General features: G+C 67.7%; 15 protein-coding genes and 1 pseudogene. 4 read left to right on the plus strand and 12 right to left on the minus strand.

Annotated elements, in window-relative coordinates; translation table 11 throughout:
- Positions 1-15: 15 nt before the first annotated feature.
- The 3 genes from GX543_RS14145 to GX543_RS14155 all read right to left on the minus strand — a co-directional run bounded on the left by GX543_RS14145 (position 16) and on the right by GX543_RS14155 (position 2,445).
- The gene (locus tag GX543_RS14145) at positions 16-456 is read right to left on the minus strand and encodes a glyoxalase (protein WP_290852756.1); all 441 of its coding nucleotides are present in this window, start codon (positions 454-456) and stop codon (positions 16-18) included.
- Between the two features lie 163 nt (positions 457-619).
- Positions 620-1,180 (minus strand): MOSC domain-containing protein, encoded by a 561-nt coding sequence (locus GX543_RS14150; RefSeq protein WP_290852758.1) that lies wholly within the window; start codon positions 1,178-1,180, stop codon positions 620-622.
- A gap of 26 nt (positions 1,181-1,206) precedes the next feature.
- The gene (locus tag GX543_RS14155) at positions 1,207-2,445 is read right to left on the minus strand and encodes a multidrug effflux MFS transporter (protein ID WP_366929081.1); all 1,239 of its coding nucleotides are present in this window, start codon (positions 2,443-2,445) and stop codon (positions 1,207-1,209) included.
- Between GX543_RS14155 and GX543_RS14160 the strand changes: the two genes are divergently transcribed.
- On the plus strand, positions 2,444-3,637 hold the full coding sequence (locus GX543_RS14160; RefSeq protein ID WP_290852760.1) for a methyltransferase: 1,194 nt from the start codon (positions 2,444-2,446) through the stop codon (positions 3,635-3,637). The genes GX543_RS14155 and GX543_RS14160 overlap by 2 nt on opposite strands.
- A gap of 113 nt (positions 3,638-3,750) precedes the next feature.
- Here the strand turns inward: GX543_RS14160 and GX543_RS14165 are convergent, their stop codons facing one another.
- The 6 genes and pseudogenes from GX543_RS14165 to GX543_RS14190 all read right to left on the minus strand — a co-directional run bounded on the left by GX543_RS14165 (position 3,751) and on the right by GX543_RS14190 (position 10,644).
- A complete protein-coding gene (locus GX543_RS14165; RefSeq protein ID WP_290852762.1) occupies positions 3,751-4,350 on the minus strand; it encodes a TetR/AcrR family transcriptional regulator in 600 nt (199 codons plus the stop codon).
- Positions 4,351-4,468: 118 nt separating this feature from the next.
- Entirely contained in the window at positions 4,469-5,980 is a 1,512-nt protein-coding gene (locus tag GX543_RS14170) for an aldehyde dehydrogenase family protein (protein ID WP_290852764.1), read from the minus strand.
- Between the two features lie 84 nt (positions 5,981-6,064).
- A pseudogene (locus tag GX543_RS14175) lies at positions 6,065-7,045 on the minus strand (alpha/beta hydrolase family protein).
- Positions 7,046-7,386: 341 nt separating this feature from the next.
- Entirely contained in the window at positions 7,387-8,544 is a 1,158-nt protein-coding gene (locus GX543_RS14180) for an acetyl-CoA C-acetyltransferase (RefSeq protein ID WP_290852766.1), read from the minus strand.
- Positions 8,545-8,572: 28 nt separating this feature from the next.
- Positions 8,573-9,385 carry an SDR family oxidoreductase gene (locus GX543_RS14185; protein ID WP_290852767.1) on the minus strand — a complete coding sequence of 271 codons (813 nt, stop codon included), beginning with the start codon at positions 9,383-9,385 and terminating at the stop codon, positions 8,573-8,575.
- On the minus strand, positions 9,382-10,644 hold the full coding sequence (locus GX543_RS14190) for an acyl-CoA dehydrogenase family protein (RefSeq protein ID WP_290852769.1): 1,263 nt from the start codon (positions 10,642-10,644) through the stop codon (positions 9,382-9,384). Before GX543_RS14190 ends, GX543_RS14185 begins: the two co-directional genes overlap by 4 nt.
- A 42-nt stretch (positions 10,645-10,686) precedes the next feature.
- Here GX543_RS14190 and GX543_RS14195 point away from each other — a divergent pair, with 42 nt between their 5' ends.
- Positions 10,687-12,231: a FadD3 family acyl-CoA ligase gene (locus tag GX543_RS14195; protein WP_290852770.1), complete on the plus strand. Its 1,545-nt coding sequence runs from the start codon at positions 10,687-10,689 to the stop codon at positions 12,229-12,231.
- A 15-nt stretch (positions 12,232-12,246) separates the two neighbouring features.
- Here GX543_RS14195 and GX543_RS14200 read toward each other — a convergent pair whose 3' ends face one another.
- Positions 12,247-13,779 (minus strand): AMP-binding protein, encoded by a 1,533-nt coding sequence (locus tag GX543_RS14200; RefSeq protein ID WP_290852771.1) that lies wholly within the window; start codon positions 13,777-13,779, stop codon positions 12,247-12,249.
- A gap of 38 nt (positions 13,780-13,817) precedes the next feature.
- Between GX543_RS14200 and GX543_RS14205 the strand changes: the two genes are divergently transcribed.
- A complete protein-coding gene (locus GX543_RS14205; RefSeq protein WP_290852772.1) occupies positions 13,818-14,693 on the plus strand; it encodes a LuxR C-terminal-related transcriptional regulator in 876 nt (291 codons plus the stop codon).
- 198 nt (positions 14,694-14,891) lie between these two features.
- Here the strand turns inward: GX543_RS14205 and lysS are convergent, their stop codons facing one another.
- Together lysS and GX543_RS14215 are read right to left on the minus strand one after the other, a co-directional pair.
- On the minus strand, positions 14,892-16,424 hold the full coding sequence (gene lysS, locus GX543_RS14210; protein WP_290852773.1) for a lysine--tRNA ligase: 1,533 nt from the start codon (positions 16,422-16,424) through the stop codon (positions 14,892-14,894).
- A 57-nt stretch (positions 16,425-16,481) separates the two neighbouring features.
- The gene (locus tag GX543_RS14215; protein WP_290852774.1) at positions 16,482-16,895 is read right to left on the minus strand and encodes a rhodanese-like domain-containing protein; all 414 of its coding nucleotides are present in this window, start codon (positions 16,893-16,895) and stop codon (positions 16,482-16,484) included.
- Between the two features lie 287 nt (positions 16,896-17,182).
- Between GX543_RS14215 and GX543_RS14220 the strand changes: the two genes are divergently transcribed.
- A partial coding sequence (locus tag GX543_RS14220) for a twin-arginine translocation signal domain-containing protein (RefSeq protein WP_290852776.1) occupies positions 17,183-17,952 on the plus strand: 770 nt, incomplete at its 3' end.

The following is a 17,952-nucleotide window of genomic DNA, read 5'->3' on the forward strand; positions in this document are numbered from 1 at the left end:
CAGCTTGCGCTCTGGTCAGCTTCCACTCTGGGCTGCGGCGTGGGCCTCGGGCCCGGCCTCAGCGGCGGCCGGATCCATCCACATGATCTCCCAGCCGTGCCCGTCGAGGTCGTAGAACGAACTCCCGTACATGAATCCGTGGTCTTCGACGTCGCCCGCGGTCGCGCCGGCAGCGATCGCCTTGCCGACCAGCTCATCGACCACCTCGCGGCTGTCGACATCGAGGCACAGGATGGCGCCGCTGGTGGTCTTGGCGTCGATGATCTCCCGTCCGGGCACGAAGGTCTGGTAGAAGTCGCGCTTCAGGAGCATCGCGACCATGGTCTCGCCCAGCACCAGTGCGGCGGCGTTCTCGTCGGAGAAGCGTTCGTCGAAGCGGTAGCCCATCGCGCCGAAGAACTTCTTCGACGCCTCCAGGTCGGCGACGGGCAGATTCACGAAGATGGTCTTGTGCATGGCTAGTCCAATCGTCTGCGGCGCCCGCGATTCGAGGCCGTCATAGTTATAGACCGGTCCCGGCACCGAAACTGATCGGTCTCGGCGAAAAAATTGCGAGACGGACAGAATTTCGTAAGGAACTGCACCGGGGAGTCACCATTTCCTACGCAGTTCTACCGCGCTACGCCTTGGGCGAGACGTCTCGGATGGTCGGGGCGTCGTCGGGCACGCTGAGCACGGTGATCTCGTCTCCCGCAGCGATGCTTCCGCGTTCGATAACACGGAGGTAGGGTCCGACCCGCCCTTCCTGCGCGAAGCGCTTCACCCAGCCCCTGGCGTCGTCCTCACGGCCCCCGCCGCCCATCCAGCGCGCGAAGGTCTGGCACGGGATCCGCGGCGAGGTCACCTCGACGACCACCTTGTCGCCGATGCGCCAGCGCTCGCCGATCCGAGCTTCGTTCACGTCCATGCCGACGGTGCGGAGGTTCTCGCCGAATCGGCCGGGCGGGATGTCGCGGTCGAGTTCGGCCGCCCAGAAGTCGGCGTCCTCCTGCGCGTACACGTAGAGGGCTTTGTCGAGGCCGCCGTGATGCTTGCGATCGGCCTGCACGTCGGCATAGGCCCCGTACTCACCGATCCGGACCGGACCGTCGACCGGACGCTTGTCGATCGCAGTGGTGCCGATCTTTCCCTTGTCCGGATGAAGCTCAGCCACCACGCAGATCGCCGTCACCTGTGCCATGCGGCAAGGGTACTGGGCGAGGCCGGTCAGCTCTCCGCGAGGACTTCGGTCTCCGTGCACGGATCCCGCCGCAGCGTGGTCGCGAAGGCTGCCGCCGACAGCAGGGTGCACCCCAGCACCACCACCGCCATCGGTGTGGCGCTGGTGCCGCCGCCGATCCCGACCAACGGCGGCACGATGGCACCGATGACGAACTGGGACGTGCCGAGAACCGCCGACCCGGAGCCGGCGCGCTGATGCACCTGACCGAGCGCCAGCGCGGTCGCATTGCCCGCGGTGAAGCCGAACGACGAGGTGAGGCAGAACATCAACGTCAACAGCAGCCAGTGGACGCCGGGTGCGAGCAGCACCGTCAACAGCATCGCGACGCCGACGGTTACCAGGAGCCCGACACCGACCGCCAGCATCCGCTCGGGCCGCACCCGGCCGACGAGCCGGGTATTAATGGTTCCCGCGATGCCGATCCCGACGGCGTTGAGCGCGAACAGGAGCGAGAAGGCACCCGGCGAGAAGCCCATCAGATCCTGGATCACGAACGGCGAGGCGGAGATGTAGGCGAACATCGCACCGAAGCCGACGGCGAACGTGGCGGTGTAGCCGAGATAGCGTCGGTTGCCCACGACCGCCCGCATGTTGTCCGCGACGGTACCTGCGTCGAAGGTGTGCCGCCGCTGCGTCGGAAGCGTCTCCGGAACGAACGCGAGCACCGACACCAGCATCACCACCGCAAGGCCGACCAGCACGACGAAGATGCCCCGCCACCCGATGGGCCCGATCAGCGCTCCGCCCAGCAGCGGCGCGACCACCGGCGCCGCGCTGGTGATGATCATCATGATGCTGAACAACTTGGCCGACCGGTCGCCGCTGGTGCGATCGGCGATCACCGCCCGCGCGACCACCACCCCGATGCCGCCGGTGAGACCCTGCATGAAGCGGAATCCGATCAACACCTCGATCGACGGAGCCAGGGCACAGCCGATCCCCGCGACGATCAGCAGCACCGTGCCGAGGAGCAATGGCCGTCGTCGACCGAGGCTGTCGGACAGCGGCCCCATCAGCAGCTGCCCGGCGGCCAGACCGAGCATGAACGTGGTCAGCGTCAGCTGCACCATCGACGGCGACGTGTGCAGGTCGTCGCCCAGCTCGGGCAGACCCGGCAGATACATGTCGATGGCGAGCGGAGCGATGGCCGACAGCAACGCCAGGCTCAGCAGCATCGGAATGGGAATCGCGCGATTCACCGCGACCACCTCGGGGGAAGACATGAGGCGACGGTACCGCTGCCGACCGGCGATGCCGGAATCGCTCTCGCTCACCGGTAATCTGCCGGACGTGGACTTCTCCCTGCTTCGACGCGACCCGGATGTCGGCGGCGCCGACCTTCCGGCGTCGGACGCCGCCGATCGGCTCATCCTCGACGAGGCCGCCGACCTGCTGGCCGCCAGCGCGCCCCACGCCGTCACAGTGTTCGACGACGCTTACGGCGCCCTCGCGATCGGCGCGACAGTCGGCGGGGCCACCGCGGTGCGCAGCCACCAGGACCTGATCACCGGCGAACGAGCCCTGGCGCGCAACGCCGAGCGGTTCGGGGTGTCCGTCGAGCAGTGCGCGTTCGACGCCGCAGCGGTCGCCGGTGCCCGGGTGGTCGTGATGCGTCTGCCCCGCAGCCTGGACCGGCTCGCCGAAGTCGCGGCGCTGATCGCCGCCCACGCCGATCCGGAGGTCGTCGTGGTGGCCGGCGGTCGGATCAAGCACATGTCGGTCGCGATGAACGACATCCTCGGCGAGGTCTTCGATCGCGTCGACGTCAGTCACGCCCGGCAGAAGTCGCGGGTGCTGTTCGCGCGCGGGCCGCGGGGCGCACAGAAGTCGGGCGCAGAGAAGTCGGGCTTTTGGCCGCAGACTCAGCGGCACGACGACCTCGGCCTCACTCTCGCCGCGCACGGCGGGGTGTTCGCAGGCACCCGGGTCGACGTCGGCACCCGGTTCCTGCTGTCGACGCTCGACCCGGCCGTGCCCTACGCCCGGACCGCTGTCGACCTCGCCTGCGGCAGCGGGCTCGTCGCCTCCTGGCTGGCGACGTCGCGACCGTCGATCACCGTGCTCGCGACCGACCGCTCGGCCGCCGCGGCGGCCTCTGCCCGCGCGACCGCCGCCGCCAACAACGTCGCCGACCGCGTGACTGTGACGCAGAGCGACGGCTTGGAGTCGGTCGCCGACGCCTCGCAGGAACTGGTGATCCTGAATCCGCCGTTCCACAGCGACGCCGCGATCTCCACGGACATCGCCCGTCACCTGTTCGTCGACGCCGGCCGTGCGCTGGCGCCGGGCGGCGAACTCTGGTGCGTCTGGAACTCGCACCTGCGCTACCGCCCGGTGCTGGAGAAAGAGGTCGGCCCGACGCGTCAGATCGCTCGGAACTCGAAATTCACGGTGACGGCGTCGCGCAAACCTTAACGCGCAGTCGTCTGCGACCGATCCTGCGACAACGCACTATGCGTTCGCTCCCGCACAGGGTCGAAGCCTATGCGGAAACTAGCGCATGATGCGTGCGTTTCATGGCCGCTCGTCTAGCGCGGCAGGATGCCGTCCAACACGATCGACAGGTACTGGTCGGCGATCTGTTCGACGGTCATCGACCCGCCGGGCCGGTACCAGCGGACGGCCACCCAGACGGTGTCGCGCATGAAGCGGTAGACGAGGTCGATGTCGAGGTCGGGACGGAAGTCGCCCTCCTCGACGCCGCGGCGCAGCACGGACTCCCACAGGGTGCGGAACTCGAGATTGCGCTCACCGATGTACTCGAAGCGATCCTGCCCAGTGAGCTGTCGCGCCTCGTTCTGGTAGATCGCGACGGCGGTGTGCCGGGAGTCGATGGCCTCGAACGACGCGACCACCAGCCGCCGGATGGTCTCGGTGGCGGAGAGGTTCGCATCGACGATCTCGCGGTAGCTCGCAAAGAGGGAGTCGAGGAAGTCGCGGAGCAACTCGTCGACCATCGACTCCTTGGAGTCGAAGTGGTGATAAAGGCTGCCGGACAGAATTCCAGCGGCGTCGGCGATGTCGCGTACGGTGGTCGAGCGCAGGCCGCGGTCGGCGAACAGCTCGCCCGCGATACCGAGCAGTTCGTCTCGTCGGCTCGGTCCGCTCGTCGTGCTCTTCGACGCCACCATGCCCTCCCTTGTCAGTCATCACCACCCTAGCAAATGCTTGGTTGGTATCCCTACTCCCGCAACACGACAACCGCGGACCCGTGTCCGGATCCGCGGTTGTCGTCAGGGATTGGGGTCAGCGCTTCTTGGCGACCTTCTTGATCGCGCGACCGTTGAGGAATCGCCACATCTTCATCTGCATGTCGGTGATGCGCTTGTCGCTCTTGGTGAACGGCGCCGACATCATCTCGGCAAGCGAGATCGGCATGGTCGACACGGTGACCGCGCGAGCGTGGCTGAAGGTGTTGAAGCCGAACTCGCCGTGGTAGTTGCCCATGCCCGACCGCCCGACGCCGCCGAACGGCAGACCCTGCGACATCAGGTGCAGCGCGAAGTCGTTGCCCGAGATGGAGCCGCTCCGCGTGTTGTCGGCGACCTGCTGCAGGTTCTCGTTGTCGTCGCCGACCCAGTACAGGGTCAGCGGGTGACCTGCCGAGTTGATCTTGTCGATCGCCTCCGACAGCTCGCGGTACGGGTACACGGTCAGCACCGGACCGAAGACCTCGTCGTCTTCGATCTTCATGCCGGGCTTGACGCCGGTGAGCAGCGTCGGCGGGATCTTGCGCGCCTCGTCGTTGGGCAGTTCCTCACCCGCGGGCGTCACCTGGAGCTTCTGGGCGCCGAGCTCGACGGCGTCGTCGATCAGACCGACGATCCGCTTGTAGTTCTTCTCATTGACGGTCGACGTGTAGTCGCCGTTGCCGACGATGGTCGGGAAGTTCTTGGTCCAGCGCGCGAGCACCTTCTCGGTGAACTCGCCGACCTTGGCCTCCGGCACGAACACGTAGTCGGGGCACAGGCACACCTGGCCGCCGTTGACCATGCGGGCATCGGCCAGGAAGTTGGCCGCCTTGGTGATGTCGGTGGTCTTGTCGACCACCGCCGGGTTCTTGCCACCCAGCTCCAGCGTCACCGGAACGAGGTTCTTGGCGGCCTCCTGCGCCACCGACGAGCCGACCTCCGGCGAACCGGTGAAGAACATGTGGTCGACCTTCAGCTTGGCGAAGTCCGAGCCGCCGCCGTGCTTGCTGGTGATGACCGCCAGTTCCTCGATGGAGAAGTAGTCCGGCGCGACGCGCGCGATCACATCGGTGGTCCGACCGGTGATCGACGACGGGCGCATCAGGACGCGGTTGCCCGCCGCGAACGCCGACGCCGCGGGCACGATCGTCAGCTGGAGCGGGAAGTTCCACGGGCCCATGATGCCGACGACGCCGAGCGGATCGCGGCGCAGGCGCTGCTTGAATCCGATGAGACCCTGCACCTTGGCGACATTGGTCTCGCGCATCCACTTCTCCGCGCTGCGGCGCTGGTGGGCGAGGTCGACCATGCAACCTGCCACGTCGGCAGCGATCGAGAGGTCACGCGGACGGGTACCGAAGTCGGCCTTCAAGGCCTCGGTGAGCTCATCGGCGTGATCGAGCAGCAGCTGGCCGAGCCGGTTGATGCGATCGATGCGGGTGACCGCGTCGGGGATGCCGTCGCGCAGGAACGCCGCCTTCTGAAGTTCGAGCAGTTCTTCCATCGTGTGCGATTCCGAAGACACCTTGTCTCCTGCACGCACGACCACATCTGCTGGCTTGGTCATTCCACACTCCACTCACTTCGATGAGACAAAATCGTCTAGTCATCCCAAGTGTAGCCACTCGGTGGCTCGAATCACAGCGTCGATTCAGCGGATTGCGCGCGCCAGCTGCGGCCACGACTTGTGCAGTTGGTCCTGCCAGTAGGGCCACGAATGGGTGCCACCGATCGGACGATCGACCGTCGCCGGAATGTTCAACTGGCGCAGCCGCGAGGCCAACTCCTCGGTGCAGAACTTCGTGGCCGCCTCGATGGCGCCGCCGACGACGATGCGGTCGGCCAGCACGTCCGCCTCGGGCACCTCCGCGAGGTTGTCGTGCTCGCCGGGCAGCCCGGTCGCGCTGCTCAGATAGAGCGACATGCCGCGCAGCCCTGCGGCGTTGAGCACCGGATCGTTGGCCTTCCACATCGGTCCACCGACCTTGCCCCACATGTTCCGGGCGTCACCGCCGCCGCGCGTCTCGATGACGAGGCGCATGAACAGGGATCCGTGCTGCGTCGAGGTGCTGGCACAGCCGCTGTACGAGCCGACCGCCTGATACAGCCCCTTGTTGGCGATGGCCAGGTTCAGCACCGACGTCGCCGACGAGGAGATGCCTGCGATCGCATTCTTGCCGGAGGTGTTGTAGGTGCCGTCGATCGCCGACGGCAGTTCCTTGCCGAGGAACGTGGCCCATTTGTTGACGCCGAGCTTCTCGTCGGGCTTGATCCAGTCCGTGTAGTACGAGAACGCACCCTGCATCGGGATCACCACGTACACGTGCTTGTTCGCGAAAAACTCCACGACGTCGGTGTTGCGCTGCTACGTCGCGGAGCCCTCACCGCCGCCGGCGCCGTTCAGCAGATACAGGACCGGCGCAGGCTTCGACGTATCCTTCGGACTCAGGATCGTCAGCGGAATGTTCCGGTTCATCGCCGCCGAATGAACGGGGATGTCGGCCTGCTGCGGCCCCACCGACTGACTCGAGGCGATCCCCGGTGCGGCTTGGGCGGGACCGGCCGCGCCGACGAGAACGAGTGCGGCGGCAGACGCCACCGAGGCGAGGCGAACCAGCAATGGGCGTTTCATGAAGCGACGACTCCTTGCGCGTCAGACCGCGCGGTTGGGGAACGACCCATTCGACGCCGCCGACGAACCCGAGACGGCCTTCAATGTAGTCCGTTTGAACTATAGGCAGATAGCGCAGAACCGACAGCACAGTTTGACAAGTTCGCGTGTCTCAATCACCCGAGCCGACCGCAGATAGTTGCCGCGAACAGGCCATTCACGCCCGGCGCGGACCCCGACAACGAATCATGACGGCACAGATTTGCCGTCGCCCCCTGCACCCGGCGTTCGGTACGCCGCCGAACACCGAGGCCCGGACCGACGATGTCGATCCGGGCCTCGATTCTCGAGCAGGCGGGTGATCAGCCCAGTCGTTCGATGATGGTGACGTTGGCGGTGCCGCCGCCCTCGCACATGGTCTGCAGACCGTAGCGACCGCCGGTGCGCTCGAGTTCGTTGAGGAGCGTCGCGAACAGCTTGGCGCCGGTGGCGCCCAGCGGGTGGCCGAGGGCGATGCCGCCACCGTTGGGGTTGACGCGGGCCGGATCGGCTCCGGTCTCCTTGAGCCAGGCGAGCACGACGGGGGCGAAGGCCTCGTTGATCTCCACGACGTCGATGTCGTCGATGCTCATCCCGGTCTTCTCCAGGGCCCACTTGGTCGCCGGGATCGGCGCAGACAGCATCATCACCGGGTCGTCGCCGCGCACCGACATGTGGTGGATGCGAGCGCGCGGAGTGAGGCCGTAGTCCTTCAGCGCCTGCTCGGAGACCACCAGGGTGGCAGATGATCCGTCGCAGATCTGCGAGGCGACGGCCGCGGTGAGGTCGGAGCCCTCGGCAAGGACGTTCAGCGACGCCATCTTCTCCAGCGAGGTGTCGCGCGGGCACTCGTCGACAACGCAGTCGCCGAGCGGCACGTACTCGTTGTCGAAGCGGCCGGCCGCGATCGCGGCCTTGGCGCGCTGGTGGCTCTGCAGCGACCACGCCTCCATGTCGCCGCGGCTGATGTCCCACTTCTTGGCCATCATGTCGGCACCGACGAACTGGCTGATCTCGGCGTCGCCGAAGCGCTTGTTCCACCCGGGCGACTCCGCGGTCGGGGTGGTGAACCCGAGCTCCTGGCCGGCGATCATCGCCTGGCTGATCGGGATGGCACTCATGTTCTGCACACCGCCGGCGAGGACGACGTCCTGCGTTCCACTCATCACGGCCTGCGCCGCGAAGTGGATGGCCTGCTGGCTGGAGCCGCACTGGCGGTCGACGGTGGTGCCGGGAACGCCGAGCGGCATTCCGGCGGTGAGCCACGCGGTCCGCGCGATGTTGCCCGCCTGCGGACCGACGGTGTCGACGCAGCCGAAGATCACGTCGTCGACGATCTCCGGGTCGATGCCGGTGCGTTCGACGATGGCCGAGATGACGTGGGCGCCGAGGTCGGCCGGGTGGACACCGGCGAGGGAACCGCCGCGCTTGCCGACCGGGGTGCGGACGGCGTCGACGATGTATGCCTGGGGTGCGGTCATGGGAGGTACTCCTTCGAGAAGTTCGGGGTCAAGCCCGCTGGCTGGACACGGCAACGACCTCACCGGTCATGTACGTGCTGTAGTCGCTGGCGAGCATGGCGATCACCGAGGCGATCTCCCACACCTCCGCCGCGCGGCCGTAGGCCTCGCGCGAGGCGAGCTCGTCGAGCAGGTCGTCGGTGGTGACCTTGGCGAGGAACGGGTGCTTGGCGATCGACGGCGAGACCGCGTTGATCCGCACGCCGTAGTCGGCGGCCTCGACCGCCGAACAGCGGGTCAGCGCCATGACGCCGGCCTTGGCCGCCGCGTAGTGGGCCTGGCCGCGCTGGGCGCGCCAGCCGAGGACGGAGGCGTTGTTGATGATCGAGCCGCCGTGGTCGGCGTCGCGGAAGTAGCGCAGTGCCGCCCGGGTGGCCCGGAAGGTGCTGTTGAGCGTGATGTCGAGGACGCGATCCCACTGCTCGTCGGTCATGTCGGCCACGGGCGTCTCGCCGCCCAGGCCCGCATTGTTGACCAGGACGTCGATACGGCCGAGCTGCTCGGCGGCGTTCGCGATGAGGGCGTCCACCTGCTCGGTGCTCGAGACGTCGCAGACGAACGAGACGATCTGCCGGTCGCCGAACTCGGCATTCAGCTTGTCGACCGTCTCGCCGAGCCGACGCTCGTGAAAGTCGGAGACCAGGACGTCGGCGCCTTCCATCAGCGCGCGGCGTGCGGTGGCGAAGCCGATGCCGGTGCCCGCGGCAGCGGTGACGACCACCTTCTTGCCTGCGAGCAGGTCGTGGCCCGGGGTCTCTTCGGGCGGGGTCGCCAGGGGCGAGACGGGGCGGGATTCGGTCATGCGCGTGCCTCTCGGGGAAGGCCGAGCACTCGCTCGGCGATGATGTTTCGCTGCACCTCGTTGGAGCCGCCGTAGATGGTGTCGGCACGGGTGAAGAGCAGAAGTCGTTGCCACTCGTCGAGTTCGACGTTCTCGGGGTCGTGAATGTCGTTGGCCCGCCCCTCGGTGGTGGCAGGCGGCCCCACCAGCGACGGGGCGCCGACCACCGCGACGGCGAGTTCGCCGAGGTCGCGGTGCCAGTTCCCCCACAGCAGCTTGGTGACCGACGCGGCACCTGCCTCGGAGACGATGTCGCCGGCCAGCGTGCGTCGAGCGTTGGCCTCCATCGCCATCAGGCCGACCTTCGCGCGACGCAGTCGCCCGGCGATCTCGGGGTTGTCGATCGCGCCGTTGGCGCGGGCGAGGGCGATCAGATCGTCGAGTTCACGGCGGAAGCCGACCTGCTGACCGAGGGTGGAGACGCCGCGCTCGAACTGCAGGAGGCCCATCGCCACCTTCCAACCGTCGCCCGGCTCACCGACGATCAGATCCGCGCTGGTCCGGGCGTCGTCGAAGAACACCTCGTTGAACTCGGAGGTTCCGGTGATCTGCTGGATGGGGCGGATGGTGACGCCGTCCTGGTCCAGCGGGACCAGCAGGAAGCTCAGGCCCTTGTGACGCGTCGACCCCTTCTCGGTACGTGCGATCACGAACGCCCACTGGGACAGGTGCGCCAGCGAGGTCCAGATCTTCTGTCCGTTGATCACCCAGTCGCCGCCGTCGAGCTTCGCGGAGGTCGCGACGCCCGCGAGGTCGCTGCCCGCACCGGGTTCGGAGTAGCCCTGTGCCCAGAGTTCGGTGACGTTGACGATGTGCGGGAGAAAGCGTTCCTGCTGCGCGGGCGTGCCGTACTCGATGAGCGTGGGGCCCAGCAGCTCCTCACCGAGGTGATTGACGCGTGCCGGGGCGTTGGCGCGCGCGTACTCCTGGTGGAAGATGATGCGCTGCTCGATGGTCGCACCGCGGCCGCCGTGCGCGAGGGGCCAGCCCAGGCACGTCCAGCCCGCGGCGGCCAGGTGTCGGTCCCACTCGAGGCGCTCGGCGAAGAACTCGTGCTCGCTGCCCGGCCCGCCGCGGCCGCGAAGTTCGGCGAAGTCACCCACGAGATTGGCTTCCAGCCAGTCACGCACGGCGGTTGCGAACACGGTCGCCGCATCCGGCGTCGCTGCTGCCCATTCGCCCAGATCGACGGTGCGATCGGCGAGGTTGATCGTCGTCATGACCGCTAGCTTAACCTACCAAGCATTTGCTAGGTTTTGGATATGCTCCCGAACGTGCTGACCACCCCCGCCGCCCTGCATCGTGCCGAGAATCAGTGGCCGACCGGCGTCGCGATCCTCGACGACCAGTGGGGCGAGAACGTCAGCCTCACGTGGCCGGAGTTGGCCGACCGAGTCCGCCAGTTCGCCGCGGGCCTCATCGGACTCGGCGTCGAGCACGGCGATCGCGTGGCGGTGTGGGCACCTAACAGCTACCACTGGCCCATCGCCGCACTCGGCGTTCAGTACGCCGGTGCCGTGCTGGTTCCGCTCAACACCCGCTACACCGTCAGCGAAGCGTCGGACATCATCGAGCGCTCGGGCGCCCGGGTGATCGTGGCGTCGGGTGCCTTCGGCGGCATCAACCGCCTGGCGGAAGTCCTCGGCGCGCCGATCAGCGAGGGTCGCACCATCATCTCGGTGCCGCTCGACGACGCAGCCGACGCGGACGGCGCGCTCACGTGGGGCGCACTGATGTCGTCGGCCACCTACGAGTCGGTCGAGCAGGCCCGCTCTCGCGCCGACGCCGTCCGCGAGGACGACCTGTCGGACATCCTCTTCACGTCAGGAACCACCGGCGCACCGAAGGGCGTCATGGCCGAGCATCGGCATACCCTCCACGGCTCGCACGGCTGGGGTGCCAACGGCGAATTGCGCGAGACCGACCGCTACCTGATGGTGAATCCGTACTTCCACACTTTCGGCTACAAGGCGGGCATCCTGCCGTCGGTGCTGTTCGGCACCACCATGGTCCCCCTGGCGGTGTACTCCCCGACCGTGTCGATGGAGGTGGTCGCGCGACAGCGGATCACCGTCTTCCCCGGCGCCCCCACCATCTTCCAGACCATTCTCGACGACACCCGCCGTGCCGAACACGACCTGTCGAGCCTGCGACTGATCGTCACCGGCGCGACCATCGTGCCGGTGGTACTGATCGAACGCCTGCAGTCGGACCTCGGCGTCGAGACCGTCGTGACCGCCTACGGCCAGACCGAGACCAGCGGATTCATCACCACCTGCCGCCCCGACGACGACGCCGTCACCGTGGCCACCACCTGCGGTCGTGCGTACGACGGCATGGAGGTGAAGCTGTCGGAGCAGGGCGAGGTGCTGACCCGCGGCCTCATGGTGATGCGCGGTTACCTCGACAACCCGGAGGCCACCGCCGAGACCATCGATCCGGACGGCTGGCTGCACACCGGTGACGTCGGCACGCTGGACGAACGCGGAAATCTCACGATCACCGACCGCCTCAAGGATATGTACATCTGCGGCGGCTTCAACGTGTACCCGGCCGAAGTAGAGCAACTGCTCTCCCGCTTCCCCGACGTCACCGAGGCCGCCGTCATCGGCATCCCCGATGAACGACTCGGTGAGGTCGGCAAGGCCTTCCTCACCGTGAAGGCGGACGCGACCGTCGACGCCGACGCGGTCATCGCCTTTGCCCGCCAGCATCTGGCCAACTTCAAGGTCCCGCGGGCGGTGGAAGTGGTCGAGGCCTTCCCCCGCAACGCGTCGGGCAAGATCCTGAAGCGCGAGATGAGCTGAGCGCGGAGCAGTCGGCTATGCGTCGCGACGCAGCACGAACCGCTGAATCTTGCCGCTCGGCGTCTTCGGTAGTGAGTCGATGAAGTGAACCGTCCGCGGGTAGGCGTGCCTGGAGTACTGGTCGCGGACCAGGTTCTTCAGCTCGGTGGCGAGTTCATCCGTGCCCTCGACTCCGGCACGCAGGACCACGAACGCCTCGACGACCTCGCCGCGGATGCCCTCGGGATCGGGGCGTCCGACCACCGCGACCTCGTTGACTACCGCGTGTCCGGCCAGCACGCTCTCCACGTCGAACGGTCCGATGCGGTAGCCGGCGGCCAGGATCACGTCGTCGTCGCGTGAAGTGAACGAGAGATAGCCCTCGTCGTCAATCTTGCCGGTGTCCGCCGTCAGGTACCAGGCACCGTCGGCGGTGAAGCGTTCGGCGGTCTTCTCCGGCGCACCGTCGTAGCCGGAGAACCACAGCAGCGGACTGGCCTTGACGTCCAGCGCGATCTGCCCCTCGGCGATGCCCGCGGTGAAGCCCGGCATGGCCTGGCCCATCGATCCGACCTTCAGCGGTTTGGCGAGCTCGGGATGCCAGTGGTTGCCGATCACCATGCCGAGTTCGGTCTGACCGTAGTGGTCGCGGACCTCGCACCCAAGGTTCTCCACGCCCCACGCGACGATGTCCGGCGTCAACGGCTCACCGGCCGACGAGGCTCGCCGCAAGCTGATGGCCTCGAGGTCGGCACCTGCGCGCATCGCGCGGTAGATGGTCGGCGCGGCGGCGAAGTTGGTGACGCCGAAGGTCGAGATGACGTCGACGGTCGACTCCGGGGTGAAGCCCTGGTTGAGGAGGAGGCTGGTGCGCCCGCCGACCATCGGCGCCAGCAGTGCGTAGTAGAGCCCGTAGGCCCACCCCGGGTCGGCGGCGTTCCAGAAGACGTCGTCCTCGGTGACGTCGAGCGAGTACTCCAGGTACACCTGGAACGACGCGAGGCAGAACAGCGGGACCGGGACGCCCTTCGGCTTGCCGGTGGTGCCCGAGGTGTAGAGCTGCACGAGGGTCGCGTCGCCGCCGATCGCCACCGACTCGGCGATCGGCTCGGCCGAGGCCGCCTCGGCGACGAGGTCGTCGACGTCGAGGACGGTGACCGCGAGGGGGTCGACCTTCTCGCGCTGCGAGGCGTCGGTGACCACGAACCGCGCGCCCGAGCTCTCCGTCCGCAACTCGATGGCACCGGTGGCGAACGCGGTGAACAGCGGGACGTGGACCGCTCCGAGACGCCACAGGCCCAACAGGGTCACCACCAGTGCGCGCCGCTTGCCCAGCAGCACCGGCACGCACTCGCCGCGCTGAATCCCCTTGGCGGCGAGGACCGTCGCCATCCGGCGCGACTCGTCCGCGAGCTGCCCCCAGGTCATCGACTCCGACGTCATGTCGGGCTCCACGAGAGTGAAGGCCACCGCTTCGGGGTCGTGCCGGTCGCACAGCAAGTCGGCCGCACTCGCGGTCGGGCTCCGGTACTCCTCGAGCCAGTCCAGGGCCTGCTGGTCCGCGTTCATCGACTCTCCACTCTTCTCTCCCGACAGCATCTGGGACAATGATCGTTGTGACACGCGGCACCGGCAACCCTCCGAAGAGGGGCGCACCCCAGAACGACCTCGGACGGCACCTGCGCCGACCGCTGGAACGACTTCGCAGGCACACCGGTGCCAGCCTCGCCTTCGCGGGCCGCGTGGTTCCCGGCTCGTCCGACGAGCACGCGATCGAGCTGAGCTACTTCGACGGCGACGTTGTGGGCCCGCTGCGCGGTGCGCGGCTCGACCACGGGCACGGGCTCGGCGGCCGCGTCCTCACCAACCGGCGGTCCACCGCCCTGCACAACTACGTCGAATCGCCACTGATCACACACACCTACGACGCGATCATTCGCGCGGAACGGCTGTACTCGATCGTCGCCGCACCGATCATCGTCGGGCGCAAGCAGATCGGCGTGCTGTACGCCGCCCGGCGCAGTCACCACGACCAGCTCGGCGACTCACTCGACATCGTGACCGACGAAGCGCGCGCCCTGGAGCAGCAGCTCACGGTCTCCGAGGTGCTCGGCGGACTGCGTTCCGACCGCGACGAACTCGAGCTCGCCGCGTGGCGCAGCCGCGTTCAGGACTCCCACGCCAAACTGCGCGGCCTGGCCGACACCGTCGACGACCCCTCGGTCCGCGCGCAGATGCTGGAGATCGCGGCGCAGCTCGCAGGCGAGGCGCCGCACGACGAGCCGGCCGTCCGCCTCACCGCTCGGGAACAGGACGTCCTGGGGCTGCTCGGCGCGGGCCTCACCAACCCGGCGATCGCCGACCGCCTCGGCATCGGCCTGCACACGGTGAAAGGCCACGTGAAGTCGCTGCTGGTGAAGCTCGACGCGTCGTCGCGCTTCGAGGCCGTCGTCAACGCGCGACGGGTGCGCCTGATTCCGTAGCAGTGCCGCCCTCGCCGCCATCGGCATCGCGGCCGGGACCGGGGCCGTTGGTACCGGAACCGCAGCGGCCAACGGATTCCACGCCGGCAACAACGGCTACACGTATCACGTCCATCGTGACCGGTTGATGATCACGGCGCCCAACGGAACGCTGATCTCCGACGAGCCCTGGTTGGTCTACCAGGAACGGTGATCGGCCTACTGAACGGGCTTCACCAGCGGGAACAGCACGGTCTCGCGGATGCCGAGTCCGGTCAGGGCCATCAGCAGACGGTCGACGCCCATACCGGTGCCCGCCGTCGGCGGCATGCCGTACTCCATGGCCGCGAGGAACTCCTCGTCCAGCACCATGGCCTCGTCGTCGCCCTCGGCGGCGAGTCGGGCTTGGTCGACGAAACGCTCGCGCTGGATCACCGGGTCGATGAGCTCCGAGTAGCCGGTGGCCAACTCGAAGCCCCGGACGTAGAGGTCCCACTTCTCCACCACGCCGGGAATGGTGCGGTGCGCGCGGACCAGCGGGGAGGTCTCGACAGGGAAGTCGCGGACGAAGACCGGTTCGTCGAGCTTGTCGCCGACCATGTGCTCCCACAGCTCTTCGACGAGCTTGCCGTGGCCGTAGCCCTTGCCCTTGGGGACCTCGAGGCCCACGCGCTCGGCGATCGCGAGCAGCTCGTCGACCGAGGTCTCGAGCGGAACGATCTCCTGGCCCAGCGCCTCGGACAGCGACGGGTACATCGACAGCGACTTCCACTCACCGGACAGGTCGTACTCGGTGCCGTCCGGCATGGTCGGCGTCAGCGTTCCGAGCGCGCCCATCGAGACCGCCTGGACGAGTTCGCGGATCATGACGGCGGCGTCGTCGTAGGTGCCGTAGGCCTGGTAGGTCTCGAGCATCGCGAACTCGGGCGAGTGCGTGGAGTCGGCGCCCTCGTTGCGGAAGTTGCGGTTGACCTCGAAGACGCGCTCCAGCCCGCCGACGACGCACCGCTTGAGGAACAGTTCCGGCGCGATGCGCAGGTACAAGTCCATGTCGAAGGCGTTGGAGTGGGTGACGAACGGTCGTGCTGCGGCACCGCCGTGCATCGTCTGCAGCATCGGCGTCTCGACTTCCAGGAAGTCGCGTTCGGTCATGAACTTGCGCAGCTGCGCCATCACCTCGACGCGGGTCCGGGCGACGGCGCGCGCCTCGGGGCGGACGATGAGGTCGACGTACCGCTGCCGGACGCGCGACTCCTCGTTCATCTCCTTGTGCGCCACCGGCAGCGGACGCAGCGACTTCGACGCCATGTCCCACGAGTCGGCCATGATCGACAACTCGCCGGTGCGGGAGCTGATCACCTCGCCGTGAACGAAGACGATGTCGCCGAGGTCGGTGTCGGCCTTCCAGCGGGCGAGCGACTCCTCGCCGACGCCGTTGAAGCTGACCATCGCCTGCAGCTGGGTGCCGTCGCCCTCCTGAAGAGTGGCGAAGCAGAGCTTGCCTTTGTTGCGAAGGTAGATGATGCGGCCTGCGACGCCCACCTGCACACCGGTCTCGGTGCCTGCTTCCAGATCCGGGTACTCGGCGCGGATCTGCGCGAGGCTGTGGGTCCGCTCCACGGAGACCGGGTACGCCTGACGGCCATCGTCGAGAATTCGCGTCCGCTTGTCCTGGCGGACGCGAACCTGCTCGGGGGTCTGATCTGCGGCCGCAGAGTTGGCATTCGGGGCGCTGGAAACCTGGTCACTCACGCACCCCAGGTTATGCGCCCCGGGAGGATCAAGACCAATCGGCGCGCGCGTCCACGATCAGTGGGTGTCGAAGAGGCCGAGCGCATCGTCGCCGACCGAACCGTTGACGCGTGCCGCACGGAGCGCGGCATGACCGCCGACCACGAATCGGGCACCGCGAACACCGCGCGCCTGCAGGTGCCAGGCCAGCATCTCGGCGTCGTAGCCGTCGTCGGAGATCAGCACCCAGCGAGCGTCACTGGTGGCGCCGCGCAGGCGGGCATGAGAATCGGGATCGAGAAGCTCGAGTGCAGTCTGGATGTCGAGTGCGACGGCCCCGATCAACGCGCCGCCCGCGGCGCGACTGTGCGCGTCGCGAAGGTCGACTGCCACGGCGCCTGCGGCGGTCGCGGCTCGGTACTGGTCGGCCTGCAGCGACAGCGGAGTGTCGGAGTACGAGGTGGTGACGGGTGCAGAGAATGCGAGAGTCATGACGAGGGACTCCTCTGGTGATGGAACGAGCGGGGGTTGGCGATTGGGGCCGACCGCGATACGCGGTTTCAGCCTCGACAACACTCCTGACAGCTCTTCATCACGAGTCGAGTGTGCCACAGCCGAGGTGCGACGACCAGGGTTTGCAATCACGCTGGTTCTAAGTCACAGCACGCGGTCGGTCCGGCCTCGACATCCGCGGTGCGGAACGGCACGGAAATGCCGAGTGAACAACATCTGACACGTACTTGAATCAGAACCGCGTACCGGGGTTTACAGTGGCAGCCATGTCGAATCCCGTGTCACGTCGTCAGTTCCTGCGCGCCGGTGCCGCAACCGCGGGCGCGGTGGCCGTCGGAAGCACGTTCGCCGGGCACGTGCACGCGAACCCGAGCGCGACGGCCGACACGGCGGGCACCACGCTCGCGAAGGTCGCGGTCCCGGGCAAGGCCCGCAAGGGCGGATATCGCCCGCTGGTGCAGGGCGGAGGCTGGCCGCTGTTCGTCCGCCAGGAGCTCGCGACGGCGAAGTCGGGACGGGAGACCAAGCGTTCGGCGTTGGCGTCGTTCGTCCAGATCACCGACATCCACATCACCGACGTGCAGAGCCCGGCTCGGTTCGAGTACGTGCACCAGATCCAAGCTCAGGCGTTCCGGCCGCAGGAGGCGCTCGGGACCCAGGGCGCTGTGGCCCTGGTGCGCAGCATCAACTCCGTCGCGCGCGGTCCGTTCACCGGCCGCGCGTTCGACTGCGTGGTCTCGACCGGCGACAACACCGACAACCACGAGACGTGCGAGCTCGACTGGTTCCAGCGGGTCCTGTCCGGCGGTGACATCACGCCCAACACCGGTGCCAAGAATCGGTTCGAGGGACTGCAGGCGCTCGGCTCGTCGCTGTACTACCGCCCAGAACTCGACTCGTGGGACATCTACAAGGACCGCGGCTTCATCCAGATCCCCGGCATGCTGCGGGCCGCTATCCGCACCCACCGCAGCCCGGGCCTCAACGTGCCGTGGTTCGCCGTCTTCGGCAACCACGACGATCAGCTCCTCGGGAC

It is taken from the genome of Gordonia sp. (in: high G+C Gram-positive bacteria) (assembly GCF_012515855.1).
Taxonomy (GTDB): domain Bacteria; phylum Actinomycetota; class Actinomycetes; order Mycobacteriales; family Mycobacteriaceae; genus Gordonia.

What these genes read in the sequence shown, in the direction of transcription:
- GX543_RS14145 (WP_290852756.1), bottom strand. Translation starts at nt 456, where the DNA reads ATGCACAAGACCATCTTCGTGAATCTGCCCGTCGCCGACCTGGAGGCG.
- GX543_RS14215 (WP_290852774.1), bottom strand. Translation starts at nt 16,895, where the DNA reads ATGACTCTCGCATTCTCTGCACCCGTCACCACCTCGTACTCCGACACT.
- GX543_RS14195 (WP_290852770.1), top strand. Translation starts at nt 10,687, where the DNA reads ATGCTCCCGAACGTGCTGACCACCCCCGCCGCCCTGCATCGTGCCGAG.
- GX543_RS14190 (WP_290852769.1), bottom strand. Translation starts at nt 10,644, where the DNA reads ATGACGACGATCAACCTCGCCGATCGCACCGTCGATCTGGGCGAATGG.
- GX543_RS14180 (WP_290852766.1), bottom strand. Translation starts at nt 8,544, where the DNA reads ATGACCGCACCCCAGGCATACATCGTCGACGCCGTCCGCACCCCGGTC.
- GX543_RS14205 (WP_290852772.1), top strand. Translation starts at nt 13,818, where the DNA reads ATGATCGTTGTGACACGCGGCACCGGCAACCCTCCGAAGAGGGGCGCA.
- GX543_RS14170 (WP_290852764.1), bottom strand. Translation starts at nt 5,980, where the DNA reads ATGACCAAGCCAGCAGATGTGGTCGTGCGTGCAGGAGACAAGGTGTCT.
- GX543_RS14185 (WP_290852767.1), bottom strand. Translation starts at nt 9,385, where the DNA reads ATGACCGAATCCCGCCCCGTCTCGCCCCTGGCGACCCCGCCCGAAGAG.
- GX543_RS14200 (WP_290852771.1), bottom strand. Translation starts at nt 13,779, where the DNA reads ATGAACGCGGACCAGCAGGCCCTGGACTGGCTCGAGGAGTACCGGAGC.
- GX543_RS14155 (WP_366929081.1), bottom strand. Translation starts at nt 2,445, where the DNA reads ATGTCTTCCCCCGAGGTGGTCGCGGTGAATCGCGCGATTCCCATTCCG.
- GX543_RS14160 (WP_290852760.1), top strand. Translation starts at nt 2,444, where the DNA reads ATGAGGCGACGGTACCGCTGCCGACCGGCGATGCCGGAATCGCTCTCG.
- GX543_RS14150 (WP_290852758.1), bottom strand. Translation starts at nt 1,180, where the DNA reads ATGGCACAGGTGACGGCGATCTGCGTGGTGGCTGAGCTTCATCCGGAC.